19 protein-coding genes are annotated in these 18,676 nt (G+C 44.8%); 5 read left to right on the forward strand and 14 right to left on the reverse strand.

Features of this window, described 5'->3' with window-relative positions; all coding sequences use genetic code 11:
• Positions 1-82: 82 nt before the first annotated feature.
• Positions 83-577: a DUF2780 domain-containing protein gene (locus QQ041_RS03430; RefSeq protein WP_285953123.1), complete on the reverse strand. Its 495-nt coding sequence runs from the start codon at positions 575-577 to the stop codon at positions 83-85.
• A gap of 134 nt (positions 578-711) precedes the next feature.
• Positions 712-1,332, reverse strand: a complete 621-nt coding sequence (locus QQ041_RS03435) for an FKBP-type peptidyl-prolyl cis-trans isomerase (protein WP_008220519.1) — start codon at positions 1,330-1,332, stop codon at positions 712-714.
• Between the two features lie 213 nt (positions 1,333-1,545).
• On the opposite strand from QQ041_RS03435, the gene QQ041_RS03440 reads away from it, so the two are divergent.
• On the forward strand, positions 1,546-2,130 hold the full coding sequence (locus tag QQ041_RS03440) for a LysM-like peptidoglycan-binding domain-containing protein (protein WP_285953124.1): 585 nt from the start codon (positions 1,546-1,548) through the stop codon (positions 2,128-2,130).
• A 59-nt stretch (positions 2,131-2,189) separates the two neighbouring features.
• Here the strand turns inward: QQ041_RS03440 and QQ041_RS03445 are convergent, their stop codons facing one another.
• The 11 genes from QQ041_RS03445 to QQ041_RS03495 all read right to left on the reverse strand — a co-directional run bounded on the left by QQ041_RS03445 (position 2,190) and on the right by QQ041_RS03495 (position 12,192).
• Positions 2,190-3,038 carry a DMT family transporter gene (locus tag QQ041_RS03445; RefSeq protein WP_285953125.1) on the reverse strand — a complete coding sequence of 283 codons (849 nt, stop codon included), beginning with the start codon at positions 3,036-3,038 and terminating at the stop codon, positions 2,190-2,192.
• Positions 3,038-3,490, reverse strand: a complete 453-nt coding sequence (locus QQ041_RS03450; protein ID WP_146489847.1) for a GNAT family N-acetyltransferase — start codon at positions 3,488-3,490, stop codon at positions 3,038-3,040. The genes QQ041_RS03445 and QQ041_RS03450 overlap by 1 nt, the downstream gene beginning before the upstream one ends.
• A gap of 57 nt (positions 3,491-3,547) precedes the next feature.
• Positions 3,548-4,114, reverse strand: coding sequence for a Crp/Fnr family transcriptional regulator (locus QQ041_RS03455; RefSeq protein WP_285953126.1), 567 nt, complete (start codon positions 4,112-4,114; stop codon positions 3,548-3,550).
• 71 nt (positions 4,115-4,185) lie between these two features.
• Complete coding sequence (locus QQ041_RS03460; RefSeq protein ID WP_285953127.1) at positions 4,186-5,940, reverse strand: lysophospholipid acyltransferase family protein; 1,755 nt, start codon at positions 5,938-5,940, stop codon at positions 4,186-4,188.
• A 12-nt stretch (positions 5,941-5,952) separates the two neighbouring features.
• Positions 5,953-6,396, reverse strand: coding sequence for a hypothetical protein (locus tag QQ041_RS03465; protein WP_017096575.1), 444 nt, complete (start codon positions 6,394-6,396; stop codon positions 5,953-5,955).
• Between the two features lie 10 nt (positions 6,397-6,406).
• On the reverse strand, positions 6,407-6,844 hold the full coding sequence (locus QQ041_RS03470; RefSeq protein WP_146489843.1) for a YHS domain-containing (seleno)protein: 438 nt from the start codon (positions 6,842-6,844) through the stop codon (positions 6,407-6,409).
• A gap of 12 nt (positions 6,845-6,856) precedes the next feature.
• Positions 6,857-7,606 carry an NRDE family protein gene (locus tag QQ041_RS03475; RefSeq protein ID WP_210446783.1) on the reverse strand — a complete coding sequence of 250 codons (750 nt, stop codon included), beginning with the start codon at positions 7,604-7,606 and terminating at the stop codon, positions 6,857-6,859.
• Between the two features lie 2 nt (positions 7,607-7,608).
• Positions 7,609-8,151, reverse strand: coding sequence for a DinB family protein (locus tag QQ041_RS03480; RefSeq protein ID WP_146489841.1), 543 nt, complete (start codon positions 8,149-8,151; stop codon positions 7,609-7,611).
• A gap of 19 nt (positions 8,152-8,170) precedes the next feature.
• A complete protein-coding gene (locus QQ041_RS03485) occupies positions 8,171-9,304 on the reverse strand; it encodes an ATP-grasp domain-containing protein (protein WP_285953128.1) in 1,134 nt (377 codons plus the stop codon).
• A complete protein-coding gene (locus QQ041_RS03490; RefSeq protein WP_285953129.1) occupies positions 9,301-9,888 on the reverse strand; it encodes a DedA family protein in 588 nt (195 codons plus the stop codon). The genes QQ041_RS03485 and QQ041_RS03490 overlap by 4 nt, the downstream gene beginning before the upstream one ends.
• 327 nt (positions 9,889-10,215) lie before the next feature.
• Positions 10,216-12,192 carry a bifunctional 2',3'-cyclic-nucleotide 2'-phosphodiesterase/3'-nucleotidase gene (locus QQ041_RS03495; protein WP_285953130.1) on the reverse strand — a complete coding sequence of 659 codons (1,977 nt, stop codon included), beginning with the start codon at positions 12,190-12,192 and terminating at the stop codon, positions 10,216-10,218.
• 414 nt (positions 12,193-12,606) lie between these two features.
• Here QQ041_RS03495 and cysD point away from each other — a divergent pair, with 414 nt between their 5' ends.
• The 4 genes from cysD (at position 12,607) to cysC (ending at position 17,435) form a co-directional block, all read left to right on the forward strand.
• Positions 12,607-13,551 (forward strand): sulfate adenylyltransferase subunit CysD, encoded by a 945-nt coding sequence (cysD, locus tag QQ041_RS03500; protein WP_261383389.1) that lies wholly within the window; start codon positions 12,607-12,609, stop codon positions 13,549-13,551.
• A gap of 18 nt (positions 13,552-13,569) precedes the next feature.
• Positions 13,570-15,000 (forward strand): sulfate adenylyltransferase subunit CysN, encoded by a 1,431-nt coding sequence (cysN, locus tag QQ041_RS03505; protein WP_285953131.1) that lies wholly within the window; start codon positions 13,570-13,572, stop codon positions 14,998-15,000.
• A 65-nt stretch (positions 15,001-15,065) separates the two neighbouring features.
• The gene (locus tag QQ041_RS03510) at positions 15,066-16,790 is read left to right on the forward strand and encodes an SLC13 family permease (protein ID WP_285953132.1); all 1,725 of its coding nucleotides are present in this window, start codon (positions 15,066-15,068) and stop codon (positions 16,788-16,790) included.
• Between the two features lie 24 nt (positions 16,791-16,814).
• Positions 16,815-17,435 (forward strand): adenylyl-sulfate kinase, encoded by a 621-nt coding sequence (gene cysC, locus QQ041_RS03515; protein ID WP_146489834.1) that lies wholly within the window; start codon positions 16,815-16,817, stop codon positions 17,433-17,435.
• A gap of 166 nt (positions 17,436-17,601) precedes the next feature.
• Here cysC and QQ041_RS03520 read toward each other — a convergent pair whose 3' ends face one another.
• Positions 17,602-18,510, reverse strand: coding sequence for a TIGR03899 family protein (locus QQ041_RS03520; protein ID WP_146489833.1), 909 nt, complete (start codon positions 18,508-18,510; stop codon positions 17,602-17,604).
• Between the last annotated feature and the right edge of the window lie 166 nt (positions 18,511-18,676).

The following is an 18,676-nucleotide window of genomic DNA, read 5'->3' on the forward strand; positions in this document are numbered from 1 at the left end:
CAAATATCTTTTCTTTCACGCATAAAAAAGAGCACCGAAGTGCCCTTATCAGATTTCCATACTAGCTATTAATAATTAGCTATTATTGCCATACAGCAGCAAGTGAATCCATTAGACCGCTTGTTGCGCCTTGCGACTGCAGTGCTTGAAGAACGATTGGCGCAAATGTTGAAACCATCGATGAGTCCATTCCTAGACTTGTGAAGGCACTTTCAACCGCACTTTGCGAGTTAAGTAGTGATGATAGTCCAGTTGACTCAAGAGTCGACATGCCAGGAATAAGTGTCGCGAGTTCTTTGTTGTCGGCTGTGCCAAGTGAATTTTGTGCAAGGGCCAACATTGAACCGATGCCGCCAATTGCTTGATCGCTGGTAACAGAAGCTTGGTCAGCGACAGTATCTGCAAGAGGTGTTGTTTCATTCTGTTGAGACCAAATATTCACTGCTGCCATTAGTGCAGTTTGTGATAGTTGGGAATAATTGGTATCTGATGATGAACTGGTTTGTTCTGAGTCGCTAGTGCTAGCGCAAGAGACAACAGCAAGGCTGCTTAAAACTGTGATGAGTACTTTCTTCATTATTCGTCCTTAAGTAATAAAGTAATTTACTCTTTCACTATAAACGAAAAACGGCGATGTAGTCACATCGCCGTTGGATTATTTCAATTTTATTTGCCTATAGTATTTTGTTTTACTATAGGATTTTATAAAAATTAAAGAATTGCTAGAAGTTCTACTTCAAATACTAGAGCAGCAAATGGTGGGATTGCAGCACCTGCGCCGCGCTCACCGTATGCTAGATCTTGAGGGATGTATAGCTTCCACTTAGAGCCAACAGGCATCATTTGTAGAGCTTGTACCCAACCTTGAATTACGCCAGTTACTGGGAATTCAGCAGGTTGACCGCGAGATACAGAGCTGTCGAAAACAGTACCGTCAGTTAGTTCACCGTGGTAGTGAACACGTACTTGCTTGTCTGCAGTAGGGATTTCGCCAGTACCTTCAGTTAGTACTTCGTACTGAAGACCAGACTCAAGAACTGTTACTTCTGAACGAAGAGCGTTGTCAGCTAGGAAAGCTTCGCCGTCAGCAGCAGCAGCTTTAGCTAGTTCTTGACGTGCAGCTTCACCACGAGTGTGTAGCTCTTGTAGTGCGTTGTTGATTTCGTCAACTTCGATAGCTGGCATGTCACCAACTAGAGCTGTTGCAATACCAGCAGCGATTGCGTCAACGTTTAGGCCTTCAAGACCAGAACCAGCAAGTTGTTGGCCCATTTGTAGACCGATACCGTAGCTAGCTTTTTGCTCTACAGTTTCAAATTTTACTTCAGACATGAAAAGTCACTCTTTTTGTCAGTACGAAAAGGGTAAGAATACCAGTATTAGCAGCGTGAAGAAACGGCTAGCCCCTGATCACTTACGCTTTACCGTGTCCAAATCACAGCTATGTCAATTTTCTTGCTTTGGTCTCTGTTGTAGCGGAAAGATCTATACTGTTGGTACTTTGGTTTTTATACTGTAGTTATTCAATGTATAGGACGCAGTGGTATGAATCGTCGTCAAAAGAAAAAACAGAAAGTTGACCACTTAGCAGAATTCAAGGATCGACTGAATCAGGTCAAAGAGAAGTTGAGTTCGATCGATATGAAGAAAATGAAAACCTCAACCGTGCAAACTTGGGGGTCATTGCCGAAGTTACACCAAAGACTGTTGATGGTGATTTTTCCGATCGTACTGATATTACTTTTTGTGCCGCTACCAGAACCTAAAGTAGACGCTGCGCCAACAACATCGCGCGTTGAGCTTGAGATAAACACCGTTGGTTTAAGCGAACAGCAAAATGCCAAGAGCAGTTCATCAGAACTGAGTAACAACAATTGGCAGGAGTACCTCGTAAAGCAAGGGGATACGTTAGCACAGGTTTTTCGAAACAACGATTTACCGTTGTCGGACTTGAACGCGCTAGTGCGTATTGAAGGCTCAGACAAACCACTAAGTCAGATTCGTAAAGGCCAATTAGTTCGATTCAAACTTGCCGAGACCGGGCAGCTGGACATTCTTCAGTTAGAAAAAGGCGACACTTCGGTAATGTTCTTCCGTTTATCTGATGGCGGCTTTGGTCGCAGTAAATAGATGAATAGTGGTCCTGAGTTAAAGAATTTCACTAGGCATAGATAGACAATAGAAAAGAGCTAAGCATTAGCTCTTTTTTTTGGTCGCTTGAAAGGGGCCAGCGGTAAGATGATCAGCATAATTCCAATAAAGGTTAATGTGTCTGGAATCTCATTGAACCATATAGCACCGATCAACGCGACAAACACTAACCCTGAATACTCAGCCAAAGCAATTTGGCTAGAGTGTGCTTTTTGATAGGCAGCAACCGCAAGGCCGTTGTAGCTCAATATCAGTGTTGCACTCAGGGCGATGTATCCCAAGTGTTCGACAGATACCGGTTGCCAGTATAGGAAGCACAGTATCAACGATGCAGGAATAGAGAATAAGGTTGTCCACCACAGCGTAGTGACCACCGTTTGTTCGCTAGGAAGCTTTCTTACCAATACATTGAACAGTGCGAGCGTCAGCGCTGTGCCTAACGCAAACAGTGCTGCCCAATGAAATTGTGATGGCCTCAATACAATTAATGCACCAATAAAACCTATGGTCGTGGCGATAACCTTGCCAAGTGCCGGTTGCTCTTTCAACAGCAACATAGAGAGAGGTAACATCAACAGGGGGGCGACGTAAAATACTGCGTTGGCGGTAGCCAAAGACAAGTGGGTGATCGCGACCACCATACATCCGCTGCCGATTAGGATCAGTTGTCCTCGAATAAAGGTCACTTTAGCTTGTTGTAAGCGTCGTTGTTCTTTTTTCTGTTGTAGCCACAAAGGGGTAATGAGTAACAGGGATATCAGCTGACGGAAAAAAATATACTGAAGAGGCGGTACTTCGCCGTTCAATAATTTCACGGCTACGTCAGAGAGCGAGGCAAACAGGTTACCTGCAATCAGCAGTAGGATACCGACAGTGATATTCGACATTACTTCTCTAATCTCATGTCTACGTGTGGAATATCATCTTCCAAGTACATATCAGAGATTGTCTTGAATCCATGGCTCGCATAGAAATCTTTTAGGTGCTCTTGTGCACCAATATCAATGGCCGTATTAGGCCAAAGATCCTCACAGCGTGTTAATGCTTCTTTTACTAATTGATGCCCCAAGCCACCACCTCTCGCTGATTGTTTAGTTGCTACTCGGCCGATGCTGGTATTGTCGTAAGAGGTGCCTGGTGGTAATAAGCGTGCACACGCGACCAACTCTTCATCAGAATAGCCAAGCAGGTGCTCAACACCCGCGAGTGTATCTTTACCGTCGAGCTCAGGGTAAGGACAAGTTTGCTCGACAACAAATACATCGACTCTTAATTTAAGTAGTTGATAAAGCTGATGTGTTGAGAGTTCAGAAAAGGGAATTGAGTGCCAAGTGATCATGTTTACATCCAGAGGTTATCGATGCTCTGAATGTACTATGCGCGATGATTGTTGGCATTAACTATTGTTAATTCGGCCTTTAATTCTGCTAAGGCTGATTGCAGTTATTCCTAGGTAAGCGGCAATTTGGTTGTCGTTCAAGCGCTGTTCAAGGTCGGGATAGTGTTCGCAGAACAGCTGATAACGTTGCTCTGGTGTGTAGAGCAGCATGAAGCGTTCTTTGTTTTCCTTATGCATCAGTTGAGTTTCTAATAGCTTTAAATACAAAGGATTATTTGATGCACGCCACTCGATAACCGCATTCATTGGCAGCTCTAACATTGTGATGGGAGTCAGTGTTTCTAATAGGTAAGGAGACGCTTGGTTCTTTATCAAACTCTCGAAGCCAATTATCCAATCTTGTTCCCAGTAGAACTCTTTGCTGTACTGTTTACCGTCATTGGTCAGGTAGCAAGCATGGCACAAGCCTTCAAGCACGAAGTAAATTGATCCTGCCATCTCTCCTTGATTGATAAGGATGTGTCTGGTTGGCAGCTCAAGTGGCTTCGCGACAGCTAGTAGCGATTCAATCTGGCTTTCAGAGAAGTCGAAGCTTTGTAGTTGTTCGATAAAAGAGGTGTGCATGAAAATAACCGATCCCAAATAAGTGCCGAAATCATCGCACTTATTTATGGATAGGTACAGAGTAAGATAAATCAGCGTCGAGCGTGTTGCTCTAGGTAGTCTTGAGCGAGTTCTCGACCCATGTATTTACCTAAGGTCTTCAAAGGTACCTTCTTAAGGTTCACCACAATCAAACCATCTAAGGCATCATTAAACGATGGGTCGACATTAAAACACACCAACTTCCCGTTCATCCCTAGATATTGTCGCAATAATACCGGTAGGCCTTTTCCTTGTTCCATACGAGCTAGCACTTTAGAAAGCAGAGGCACACTCGCCAATGACGACAATAGATGATTCTGCCAGAAAACATGACTACTGGTATTGAGCGGTGAAGAAGGGGAAACCAGATTCGCTTTTTCTTCATCGTAGTGGTGAATCGATAAGGTGGTTGCTATCAACAGGCGCGCATTGTGGCTGTAATCATTACTGATGCTGACCGGGCCAAATAGGTGGGTGTATTTAGGGTGACGAGAGACAAAGGTCGCAATACCTTTCCAAAGCAGTAACAGTGAGTTAAGGCTCTTTTGATAAGGTTTACTCACTACAGAGCGACCAAGCTCAATGCTGTTATCTAACGTATCGATAAACTCTAGGTTATAGTTAAACAGACTGCGGGAATAGAGTTGATCCAACCCGTGCTCTGCGATTAACTTGTCGACCATACCCAATCGATAAGCACCGACCAATTCTGCCTTAGTTTTGTTCCACACAAACAATTGGTGGTAGTAAAGGTCGTACTCATCTAAATCACAAGCAAGCCCACTGCCTTCTCCAACTTCACGGAAGCTCTCTTCTCTTACTCGACCAATCTCACGCATTAAGTTAGGAATAGATTGGCTTGGCGTGCAGTAGACCTCGAAGCCCCCTTGCTCAAGTAACTTCATCTCTTCCGGAAGAGAATCGACCTCTATTGACAACACTTCTGGTGGAATAGGCGCAATCACTTGGGTATCAAAAGAGGGGGCTTGGATTGGCGTGTTCGGACTATCTTGTTGACTCATTAGGTAGGTATTGAGTCGTAGGTAGTTGACGATATCCATCTCTTTTTCAAACGATTTTATCTCTGAGTATAGAATCGAAGAACCGATAGAAATCGAGATGGTCGAAGCTCGTTTATTAAGAAGTTCACGCCCGAGTAGAGCGGTTCTCAGTAATGGATGAACACGACCTGCTTGATAGAAAAGCTCACTGTTTTTACCATTGATAAAGATAGGCACCGTGGTGGCTTGGTGACGCTTCACGAATTTCGCGACCGACTTGCTCCACTCGATGTCTGTCAGTGTTTTTACCCCTTTACGGTAGCTCGATACTTCACCTGCAGGGAACACGATCAACAGCCCGCCGTCGGCTAAGTGATGATTGGCATCTCGAATGGCTTTAGCATTGGTTCGTTTCGACTCTTTACTATTAAAGACATCAACGCCAATGAAAAGATCATCCAGTTCAGGTAGTCGCTTGAGCAATTCATTCGCCAACACCTTCACATCCTTCCTGACTGATCCTACGAGATCGGCAAGGATCACACCTTCAATGGCGCCAAGTGGGTGGTTCGCCACAATCACGACAGGCCCTTCTTCCGGGATATTCTCTGTGCTTCCTGATGCAACCGAGTAGTCGATATTAAGTGCCGATAGGGTGTAATTCATGAATTCAAAGCTAGATAACTCGTTTTTTCGATCTTGGTAGAGTCGGTCTAGCTTAGATAGCCCAGTTGCCCACTCGACAACAGACTCACCTAAACCAAAAGGCGTGTAACGTGGTAAACGAAAAGGACTATCAATCATAATGAAGCTACCTTATTGACTAAAGTTGTTTAGGAAACCGTCTTGATTCTTGAAATCTTTCACACTTAAAAAAGCACCGCATAACCACACTAGGCATGCCATGCCAAACAATAATCCACCGTCGTAACCGACAATTTCACCCGCAGCATTGAACTCAGGCATTTGAATGCCGAGCGGCGTAAACAGGTGGAAAAATATCGCACCACTCATGATGCCAACGCTCATAATGGCACCCAGGCCGTGCCAACGCGTGAAGAGCAAAATGGCAGCAATCAATTCAGCGAATCCAATCAAGTAGCCGCCAAACGAGCCGAACCAACTGAGCCCTGACCATGTCGCGAGCGTGCCAAAGATATGCTCTGTCTCGTATGAGCCAGTGAACTTAAAGAACAGCGACTGAATAAACACAAACGCGATAAATGCCGCAGGGATATGTTTGGCTGGAGTGAATGTCATGATTATTCCCTTACTTAATCAGTTGCGGCCAAACTTTATCGGCTTGTTGAATATGCTGTGCTTGGTCTTGCTCCCAACGCAGCTTAATCTCTTGGTCATAGTTGAGGTAAAGCTTGTTATCAACAATCGTCCATTGATGTGGGTCACCCGGTGCAAAGTCACTCTTCGCTGATACTGCCCAAGCGCAATAGCCACCATATTGAGGGGCATATTTTTCAGGATTATTAACAAATAAAGTCAGATTCTTTTCAGAAGAGAAATACCAATCCGCCCCTTTGTACTCGGTGCTGAATTTTTTACTGCCTTCAATGGGCTTACCGGAAGTGAAATACGCGACGGTATCGTAGCCATCGAGCGCCTTACTGCTAAAGAAACCAGTGTAGATTTCATCGGCGGCAAATACGTACGGGCTAACAAGTAGCAGAACCATAGTTAATAGTTTTCTCATGATGGACTCCATCTATAGATTGATTGCGGGTGATAAATCGAACGTAAAGCGCTGTTGATTTATCTGGCATTGCTTAATGGGTTCACAAGGCGAGCCGGGTGCATAAAACATCGAGGCTTGGCCATGTAGATTATGTAAGTGTGTAAAGCTCACCGTATGTGCGTCTTCACGATGCATACAGGTCGCTAAATGATGCTGTTCGCTATGATGGTGGGAGTGAAATTGAAGTAAGTTCTGCTGATTCTTGCCTGTTGTCATAAGTTGATCGTATTTTGCTTGTCGGTAGGCTTGTACTCGCTCTAAATCAACACCGGATGAGAAGAGTGGAGAATCAGTGTTGACGATGTGCTGTTGAATACCATCCCACATGTAGGCGATAACCAAACCATTGTTCTGAGTTAAATTCGGCGCGAAAGCCAACAAGGTAAAGGGGGCAAAAGAGTGCAGATCGAGCTTATGAAATGCTTCAGAGAGCTGACTGATATTACGACTCGATGATAGGTTCTTGAGTAACAAACCACGGCTGACTAAAAGTCCATCAGGTACGATGCCTTGATAGTTATTGAGTAGGCATAACGAAAGCCCGAACTCATTGATACTGATCCAGCTACCACCGCCGGTTGGGTCGAGTGGCATGATGATATCGACGCCGTTAACTCGATATTGTTTAGGTGGCATCGCCAGTGCCCGTGTCTTTTGTTCATCACGATTAAAGAAGACCTGATAGCCATTGTCTTCAAGCAGCCAAGATACTGAACACATGATTATTGCTCCCTCAGATAGCTGCTGGTGGTTGGGGCATAACCAAAGGTGTTGCATGTTTCGACATCAAGAAAGGTCGTGATCACCTTGATCATCGCGTAATGATGATTGGCGTGCAGCGCAGCAAAGGTGACTTCTCTTTCTAGCGTAGAAGGTAGGCTTGCAAACACCTGAACATCCATCGAAACCTCGGTTTGGATCATGATAGGCGCTTCGAGATCTCTGCGGTCTAATCGTTCAAGCCAGTTGATCACGTAATGGATCTCTTTTACTGCGATTGACCTGTCGAATTCGACAGGGTGACCACGGCGACGAGTGTTGTAATCAACGGTCGCGTTCTCTTTTAAAATAAGCGCATGAAAAAGATCGAGCGTGTGGCGAGTATGCTCACCAATAGAGCTTGTGACGTGCGGATTCGCTCGTGTCAGGTAGTCGCTGTCAGATATCGTTAACAAAAACTCTAAACCCTGATTCAATATCTCTACCGCTCCCTTGATACTAGGAGAGAAAGAAGTGAGGGCGCTCGGTTGGGCTATGGGGTTCATTCATTGTCCTCGTACAAAGTTAGTCAGTGGTCGGATATTGTTGAACAAGACGTCGCTCTTCTTGCCACGCAGCGAATAAGCTCTTGAAAGAAGGAGTCTTATGGCCTCGTTGTTTTTGCTGAGCGCCAATATCAAAAAGAATGCGGTATTGCAGAAGTAGCGTAGAAAATATCTCTCGCAGCTGTGTGTTGCGATCCCAGATATGCCCAGCCTCACTGCTTGCGCCATTGACCTCAAGGATCGTGAAATCCTCGCCGTTCATTAAGCTGTGCATGTCTTTAAACTTGACGTCGAGTCGGCCAAAATGAAAACCATCGAAGTCATCGAATATCTCGTCTAAACGTTCAGTTAAAGCCTGAGTAATGTATTGATTGCCATCGCGGAAGATGCAGCCACGGCTATGGCTACCTGCGAACGCGAGTTGGAACTCTTCGCCCTCTGCGAGCACTTGATCCAATCTATCTTGATGTCTTGGCAGATAGAGGTGACTGAGCTGCCCAGCACGCGGGCTATTTTCAATTAACTGTTTGATTGTCGACTTGCCATCACCCATCACCATTGGCGCATATTTGAGTGTGATCGAGATGATCTCGCCTTGCTTTTTGTTTGGGTAACGAACATAGAAAACGCCAGCTTCTGCCTGATAAGGCGCCTTTTCTTGCAGTAGAAAGCGAGCATTATTTGGGAAAGATTCAACATATTGCTCAAGTTGATCTTGTGTGTTGATTAGCTTGACGCCAACGCCTCGACAGCCAAGATCTGGTTTAGCTACAATCGGGAAATCAAGATCTGATTGTATGAGTGCGCTGCGTGCATCTTCAGCTTGTTTCTTACCGCTGAGATCCGTTTTGGTGAGGGTGATAAACGGAGAGATCCAACGCTGACTTGAAGATCCGGCAAGGCTTAATATCTCGTGTTTTGATTCGCCGACCATGCCGCTTAACTTGATGCTTGGGTTGGCAATGAGCGGTAGCGCCCAGTCAAAGTGCCGTAACCCTTGCATCAGGCTTTGAATCACCACTGGTGTGTAGAAGAACCAAGTTGGAAGAAACTCATAAGGAGAGACACTGCGCACGGTATCTTTTTCAAGCAAAGGCATGCCTGCATTGATTTGATGTGCGGGAATGATGCGAATATCTTGCGGTGAACTCATGATAATCCTCTAGAGTAGGTTTTATTCATTAATCGATTACCGATAAACAGTAAAGCGATGGCACACGGGATGATGATCCATTGATATTCAGAGGCTTGCAGCCACGCTGATGTCCCTAAATAGTAGATGGCAGAGAAGACAATGCCAGTCCAGATCGCAGTGGCACTAATAACGGCAAACAAGAAAGTAGGCAGTGGGATTGCGAAAAAGCCACTTAAGGTAAAGCCGACGGTACGAAGCCCTGGAATAAAGCGGATGACAAAAAGACTGCTGAAAGCGTTTTGACGTAATTTAGTGCGAAGTGCACGAAAGTATCGGTTGGTGAGGGCTTTGTAACGAACGCCTCGGAAATAACTTCCTGATTTACCTAGGTAATAGAGACCGAGATCACCTGTGGCAATACCGATGAAAATGGCAAGCAACGCATATTGAGGAAGAATCAGTCCTTGTGTTGCTAAACCTGCCGCCGTAACAATCGCAAGATCTTCAAGCAGGTAAGAAAGCGCGATAATGCCAAGCATCAGCCATAGCAGCGACTCCTCTCCTGAGTGTAACCATGCTTGAATGCTCTCGACGGTGCTCATCAAATGTCCTTATCTATCCTATAGATGAATGCCTTAATAGCTATTCATTGAGTGTAGTAAATTAAATAGACAGGAAGAGCCGAGAAAAACTTACAACGAATTGCAGCTTTTTTAATCTGGTTGGGCGCCGTTGGGTATCAACTTAGTATGTTTCGATGAGGGAACGCGATAAGAGGCTGTGATTTTAAAAGCAGTTTGAGAGTGACGAATTATTAGAGGTTCAGAAATAATCTATCTGCTATTCAATTACTTAAGTTGTTTGAAAACAAAAAGGCTGAGTCGTGAGACTCAGCCTTTAGAAGGTTAACTATCGATTACTTGAGTAATTTATTTAGTTAGGTCGATTTGGTAAACAGCGAAACCAACATCGTCAGTCGCAACACGTTTCATCGGGTATTGACCCTTCTCTTTGATGAACTCTGCCGCTTTCTCGCTTGGCGACGTTTCAAAGCGGATATCTAGCTTGTTATCTGTTTTGATTGGCGCAAATGACCAGTTGTTATCAGCAGTTGGGCTTACTTGACCTTGCTCTTTGCTTACGCGAGAGATGTAGTTTGCAAGAACAGTACGGTTCTCATCTGGTGCATCAAATGCGATGAAATCTTCACCTGTACCTGGGAACTTAGCACTGTATGCACGGTAGTTGTTGGTTGCGATCAGGAAGTCTTGCTCCATGTCGATTGGCTTACCTTGGTAAGTTAGACCAACAATACGCTGTGAGTCAGGGTTAACCACTTTACAGTTTGCATCGTATTTCGCAGGTTGAGTGACGTCGATTTGGTAATCAACACCGTCGATAACATCGAAGTTGTAAGTACGGAAGTTATCCCACTCGATCAGCTGTTGTGGTGCAGTTGAGTTCACGTCGATCTGGTTGAATTGACCAGCAGAGCACTCAAGCCACTCTTTTACTTCGTGACCTGTTACCTTCATCGCCACTAGAGTGTTCGGGTAAAGGTATAAGTCAGCTGCGTTACGAAATGTCAGTTGACCAGATTCAACTTCAGTGAAGTTAGCTGGGTCATTCTTACGACCGCCCGCTTTGAATGGTGCAGCTGCTGAAAGTACTGGCGTACCATCTAGGTCAGGATCGCCTTGGATGAACTGCTCAACGTAATCTTTCTGTGCAAGGTTAACAATTTGTACTGTTGGGTCGTCTTGTACTAGAGATAGGAAGCTGTACATCACATCGTCTGCTTTACCAATTGGTTGGTTAACAAACTCACGCGTACCTGCGTGGTCTTTTTCTAGTGCTGTTACGATGCCTTCATCAGCTGCAGCAAGCGATTTTTTCTCAACCTTGTCGTAAATAGGGCGTGCTTCTGATTGGCCTTTAACCACTTCCCACTTACCGTCTTTTTGTGCAAGTGTTAAGTCCATAACACCCACGTGGCTACCCCAACGACCTGGCATGACTGCCGCAACACCGTTCATGGTGCCATTTTCGTTATCAACACCTTGGATGTTGTCGAATCCTTTACCTGGGAATACCGCGTGAGAGTGACCGAATGCGATAGCATCAATGCCTTCTACTTCAGAAAGGTAAAGCGTAGAGTTTTCTTCGCCAGCTTTGTATGGGTCTTGAGACACGCCAGAGTGAGGGATTGCAACGATAACGTCTGCACCTTCAGCCTTCATTTGAGGCACTAACTCGTTAGCGGTTTCAATGATGTCACGAGCAGTAACTTTACCTTCAAGGTTCTTCTTATCCCACGTCATGATTTGTGGTGGAACGAAACCGATGTAACCCACTTTGATCTCATGTTCTACGCCAGCTGTATCTTCAAACGTGTGTGTCTTGATGATGTAAGGCGTGAAGTAGTGCTCTTTGGTTTCTGCGTCGTAAACGTTAGCACTGATGTATGGGAAATCAGCGTCGTTGATAGACTCTTCTAGGAACTCAAGACCGTAGTTGAATTCGTGATTACCGATGTTTGCTGCGTCATAGCTTAGTTGGTTCATTGCTTTGTATGCAGGGTGAACTTCACCTGCAACGATGCCTTTGTCTGCCATGTAGTCACCCATTGGGCTACCTTGCAGCAAGTCACCGTTATCAACTAATACGCTGTTGGTTACTTCGTTTTGAGCTTCTTTTACTAAAGTTGCAGTACGTGCTAAGCCGATTTTTTTCGATGGCTTGTCTTTGTAGTAATCGTAATCCATTAGGTTGGTATGGATGTCCGTTGTCTCTACGACACGTAGTTTAATCACTTCATCGGTATCTGGTGTTGTTGTACAGCCTGCTAGAGTCAAACCAAGACCCGCAAGTACAGCCAATGACAAAGGTTTCATTGCAACTTTCATTTTGTAGCTCCAAAGTGGATAGTAGAAAATTCGTTGCGTAATGTAACAAAATGGAATGAAACAATGATTACAACGAATGTTAATTCGTGACTTAGATCGATTACTTTATGGTGTTCTGCAAGACGTCTCCCAAAGCTGCTCAATCGATGCGCAATTGGTATCAATTATATTAGTCCATTCATTTCACTTGCTTATCGATAAATTTAATCCCTTATCAGCTTTTCGAATAAAAAATGAAATTTTAGAATTTCCAGTAATATGAGAGGCTCGTCATAATGCCTATATCAAGGACGTATCAGGCAGATGAATAGCAAGGATAGCTCAACACGAAGCTTCTGTTTTCTTCTAGTGCCAATACTCCCATTCACTCAAGTGGATGAGTTAAATCCCATGCTTGGCAAGACCAAGTAATGAATTGCTCGTAACGCGAGCCTTAAAGGAAGCACTGAAATGGACCAAGAACGTTTAACCCACTTAAAACAGCTCGAAGCGGAAAGTATTCATATTATCCGTGAAGTGGCGGCTGAGTTTGATAACCCAGTGATGATGTACTCCATCGGTAAAGATTCTTCTGTGATGCTTCATTTAGCTCGCAAAGCGTTTTACCCAGGCAAGATTCCATTCCCATTATTACACGTTGATACGGATTGGAAATTCCGCGAGATGATTGAGTTTCGTGACCGCACAGCAGAAAAGTACGGTTTTGACCTTTTAGTACATAAGAACCCTGAAGGTATCGAGATGGGTTGTAGCCCATTCGTACATGGTTCTTCGAAACACACAGACATCATGAAAACTCAGGGCCTTAAGCAGGCGTTAAACAAGTATGGGTTCGATGCCGCTTTCGGTGGTGCGCGTCGTGATGAAGAGAAATCTCGAGCGAAAGAGCGTGTTTACTCATTCCGCGATAAGAACCACACATGGGACCCAAAAAACCAACGTCCAGAGTTGTGGCACACCTACAACGGTCAGGTAAATAAGGGCGAAAGCATTCGCGTATTCCCTCTGTCAAACTGGACTGAACTGGATATTTGGCAATACATCTATCTAGAGAGTATCGATATCGTTCCACTTTACCTTTCTGATAAACGCCCAGTTGTTGAGCGTGATGGCATGCTGATCATGGTTGATGATGAGCGAATGGAGCTGCAAGAAGGTGAAGTAATTGAAGAGAAAAGCGTTCGTTTTCGTACTTTAGGCTGTTACCCACTAACCGGAGCGGTTGAATCTGAGGCGAATACGCTAACAGGCATTATTGAAGAGATGCTGGTGGCGACGTCTAGTGAGCGTCAAGGTCGAGCGATTGACCATGATCAGTCGGGCTCTATGGAGCTGAAAAAGCGCCAAGGTTATTTCTAAGAATCTAAGGAAAGAAAAATGAATAGTGCAGTAGAAGCCGAATTGGCTGAACTAGGGATTGAAGGTTATCTAAGTCAGCATCAGCATAAATCTATGCTTAGATTTTTAACTTGTGGCTCAGTCGATGATGGTAAAAGTACGCTAATCGGTCGCTTGCTCCATGATACAAAACAGATTTATGAAGATCAGCTAGCAGCCGTTCACTCGGATAGCCAACGAGTGGGTACGACAGGTGAGAAACCTGATTTGGCACTGCTTGTTGATGGCCTGCAGGCTGAACGTGAGCAAGGAATTACGATCGATGTGGCTTACCGTTACTTCTCGACTCAAAAACGTAAGTTCATTATTGCTGATACTCCAGGGCATGAGCAGTACACGCGCAACATGGCAACAGGTGCTTCAACCTGTGATCTAGCGGTGATCTTAATTGATGCTCGTAAGGGCGTTCTGGATCAAACACGTCGTCACTCGTTTATTTCTAACCTGCTTGGTTTGAAGCATTTCATTGTCGCTATAAATAAGATGGATCTCGTGGATTACGCACAAGATCGTTTTGAAGAAATTCGCGATGAATACCTAGAGTTTGCTGAAAACCTAGAAGGCGAAACTAACATTCAGATCTTGCCAGTTTCAGCGCTTGAAGGCATCAACGTTGCTGCACCAAGTAAAGAACTAGCATGGTTCGAAGGCCCATCTCTATTAGAAGTGTTAGAGAATGTCGACATCGACCAAAAACGTTCTGCAGGTGAATTCCGATTCCCAGTTCAGTACGTAAACCGCCCTAACTTAGACTTCCGCGGTTTTGCAGGCACTGTGGCTTCTGGCCGCGTGAGTGTCGGTGATGAAATCAAGGCGCTGCCGTCTGGCAAAACCTCTAAAGTTGCACGCATTGTGACCTTTGATGGTGATTTGGAATCTGCGCAAGCGGGTTTAGCGGTAACGCTGACCCTTGAAGATGAGATCGATATCAGTCGCGGTGATTTGATTGTGCTGGAAAACGCTCAGATTGAATCTACTAACCACGTATTGGCTGACATCGTGTGGATGACAGAGCAACCGTTGCAACCGGGCAAAGCTTACGACATCAAGATCGCAGGCAAGAAAACTGTCGGTCAGGTTGAAACGGTTCGTCACCAATATGACATCAACAACCTGTCGACTCACGCTGTCGATGAGTTGCCACTGAATGGCATTGGCTTGTGTGAATGGTCACTGAACGAGACTGTCGCGCTGGATAAATACCGTGAGAGTGCTGATACCGGTGGTTTCATCGTTATCGACCGACTAACCAACGTGACGGTTGGTGCGGGTTTGATTCGAGACCGTTTGGACTCTGTTGAACAGCAAGTCGGTAACATCTCTGCATTTGAACTTGAGTTCAACGCTCTGGTTCGTAAGCATTTCCCTCATTGGGATGCCAAAGATTTAAGCCAATTACTGAAGTCATAAACGACCAAGTAACAGCTTATTGAATCAGGCGGAAACCGATCGTTTCCGCCATAAAGGACGGGTATATGTGGCAACAAGGATTTGTATTAGCGATTTTGCTCGGCATCATTACTTGCCTGCTCGTTACCCGTATTAAGCCAAGCTTTATCTTTGCTGGCGCGGCGTTTATTGCTTTTATGGCTGGCATGATCGACTTGTCGAGCCTAGCTAATAATTTCACTAACTCCTCGTTACTGACTTTAATTCTTCTGATCCTCGCATCAAGTGCGTTGGAGAAAACTCGCTTAATCAGTTGGGTTAGCCGCAATATCTCTGAAGGTAGGCTAGGCACAGTGGTTGCGAAGTTGGGTATTTCCACAGCGCTACTTTCTTCTTTTACTAATAACACTGCGGTGGTTGTCTCTTTGATCGGAGCGATCAAACGTAATCAGCAACATGCGCCATCTAAACTACTTATCCCATTGTCATACGCTGCCATTTTAGGTGGAACGCTGACATTGATCGGCACCTCAACCAATTTGATCATTAATAGCTTTGTTGAAGATGCCGGACTGCCGAGCTTAAACTTTTTCACACCAACCTTGATCGGTCTGGCGGTCTTGGTCGGTGGCGTGTTGATCCTTATCCCTCTGAGTTATTTCTTACCAAGCTACGATGATGGTTCCCAAGATGATTTGCCTTACTTCTTAGAAGCTAGAGTTGAGCCGGGCTCACCACTAGTTGGCCGCAGTGTAAGCGAAAATAATCTTAGAGCTCTAAGAAAACTGTTCTTAGCGGAAGTGATTCGAGACGGAAAAACAACCGCGTCTATTGACCCTGATTTTATTCTTCAAGCTCGTGACCGATTGCTGTTTTGTGGCGATGTCGAGAGTGTGGCAACACTGCAAGAAATCCAAGGACTGACTCTTTTTGGTCAGCATCATTTGAATGGTCAGAGTTTTGTTGAAGTTGTAGTGAGCTCGTCGGCAAGCTTCTGTAATAAAACATTAAAAACCAGTCAGTTTAGAGACCGTTTCGATGCGGTTGTGGTTGCTATTCGTCGTGGCCATGAACGCCTTGAAGGTGGTCTTGGAAACATCATATTGACCGCTGGTGATACTTTGATTTTGGTTCCCGGCAAACGCTTTGAAGAGCAGCGTCAGCAACACAACAAAGAGTTTGTGTTGATGAATGACTTAGATTCGAGTGCCAAGCTTGATGCAGATAAGTCGACGTTCGTGTTGCTTGGTTTTGCCAGTGTGATTGGCCTCGCTCTGGTTGACGCAGTACCAATTATCAAAGGCTTAGCTGGTTTTCTATTGTTGCTGGTGGCATTTGGCGTGGTACAGCTGGGTGAGCTCCGCCGCCGTTTCCCAGTCGATATTGTGGTGATCGTGGGCTCTGCACTTTCTATTGCCCAACTGATGATTTCATCGGGTTTGTCTGAGCGCATGGGGCTGATGTTCATGGAGGCATTTAATGGTTGGGGCGTATTCGGTGCGTTAGTTGCGACCTACTTTATGACCTTGGTTCTGACTGAGCTGGTGACCAATAATGCGGCCGCAGCACTCTCATTTCCGATTGGCTACAGTATGGCAGTAGGCTATGGCGTTGACCCTATGCCGTTCATTATGGCGGTACTGTTTGGTGCCAGTGCCAGTTTTATCTCTCCATACGGCTACCAAACCAACTTACTTGTTTATAGCGTAGGTAATTACCATTTAACGGATTATCTACGTATTGGTATTCCAATCTCGATTGTTTATTCGGGTTTGGTATTGACCCTAATTCCTTACTTTTTCCCATTTTAATGCTGTTTATTTAAAGGACTAATTATGACCGCAGTACTCAAACCTAAAGATGAGAATGTTGTGTGGCATCAACACTCGATTGATAAAACATTTCGCGCGGATCTGAAATCACAAAAGCCAGCCGTGCTCTGGTTCACGGGGTTGTCTGGTTCTGGTAAATCGACAGTCGCTGGAGCATTAGAAAATCGCTTAGCACAGCTTGGTTACCATACTTACTTATTGGATGGTGACAATGTGCGTCATGGCTTATGTAGCGACCTTGGCTTCTCTGAACAAGATCGTCGAGAGAATATTCGTCGTATTGGCGAGCTTGCTAAATTGATGGCAGATGCAGGCTTAATTGTGCTGTCTGCTTTTATTTCTCCACATCAAGCGGAACGACAACTTGTGCGAGATTTATTACCTGAAGGCGAGTTTCTTGAGGTGTTCGTTAATACGCCATTAGAGGTTTGCGAACAGCGTGACCCTAAAGGTTTGTATAAGAAAGCACGTGCGGGAGAAATTCTTAACTTCACAGGGATTAGTTCGACTTACGAAGCGCCAGAGAACCCTGAGATTGATCTACCAGCAGGAGAGAAGACGATCGATGAATTGGTAGAGTTGTGTATTGATGCGTTGGAGAAGCGAAATATTTTAGCCAATTGAGATCGTTGGTATGACTAAGGCTGCCAACTTGCTTATCGTTTTATTCATGACTGATAAGTAGTGCAGCCTTGGTTTACCGAGACAAGAAACCTACCTTTTAGATTCTCTTTATTCTTCTCAATACACTTCACTTTTTACACCGTCTATTTTTTACACCGTCGATTGTCTAGACGGTGTAATTCACGCTGCTTTTTACTTCTGTCTGAACCGTGAATTTTTGGCTTAATAGCGCAATCAATTGGTCGTAATACTGCGTGTTTGGCTTGTTGCCAAGTAAGGTACAAAGCTCATTACCTGTTGGGCTGAATCGGTAGTAAACCAGCTTCACCCCTTTTGATAACGGTGCCAGTGACATACTCTTACCTTGATAGGTTAGGTGCAGAGCTGGATCGAAATCAATTTCTCCAGACTCTAACTCAGTGCCCAGAATGATACCGAGTTCAATCAAATGGAGCAGGCTAGAGTAGGGTAGGTTATGCCCACCAAGGTTGATGGTGTTGGTGGTGTCCCTTTTGCCAAAACTAAATAGTCCTGCGTGAGATTTGAAGCCGAGTAAGAGCTTTCTGCTGTTATCGCTACCAAAGCTACAACCTAGTGATGCAGCTCTTTGTAGGGTCAGTGCTTCCTTTGGCGTCATGTCTTTTAAGATCTGAAGCGCCTTCATCGACGTCGAGCCTGGGTTAGTGACCTCTCGTTTCAGTACTTGAGCCCATAGCCTTTGCATCGATGTATTGTGGATCTCTTGTGCCATATCGAAAAAGCGGTACAGCCAGTCCTGATCCGGGTCTCCAGCCGCTTCATCCTTACATGAAGAGTGCGCCAACTTTAGAATCTGTTCTAGGTTCTTTTGGCGAAGCTCTCTACGTTTTTTCTCTCGCAATAGTGCCCGTTCGATAAGGGTACTCTCACCTCTATCGTTTGGCTTTGCATTGTGACTAATTAAAGAATCGAGGCCGAAGCTTTGTGCGATGTGCAGCATTCTGCTGGCACTGTCGGCAATATGAGGCTTTTTCTCATGCTTGTGCTGTGTATCGCTAGCATGCTCGATGATCACTGGCTGTTTGGTTTCTGACATAAGAGTACCCTAAGGAAACGACTTAACTGTCTAAAATGTAACTCTTTATCTTATTGGTGGCTAGATTTTGCGTGCAGAGTTGAAGGTTTCAACAAAATTTTACTGTTGCTAATGATAATAAAATGTTAAATTTGTTGTAGTTCTCAAGGAGGAGTTATGAATCAAG

This window comes from Vibrio sp. TMPB1044, assembly GCF_030442075.1.
Lineage (GTDB): Bacteria > Pseudomonadota > Gammaproteobacteria > Enterobacterales > Vibrionaceae > Vibrio > Vibrio satsumensis.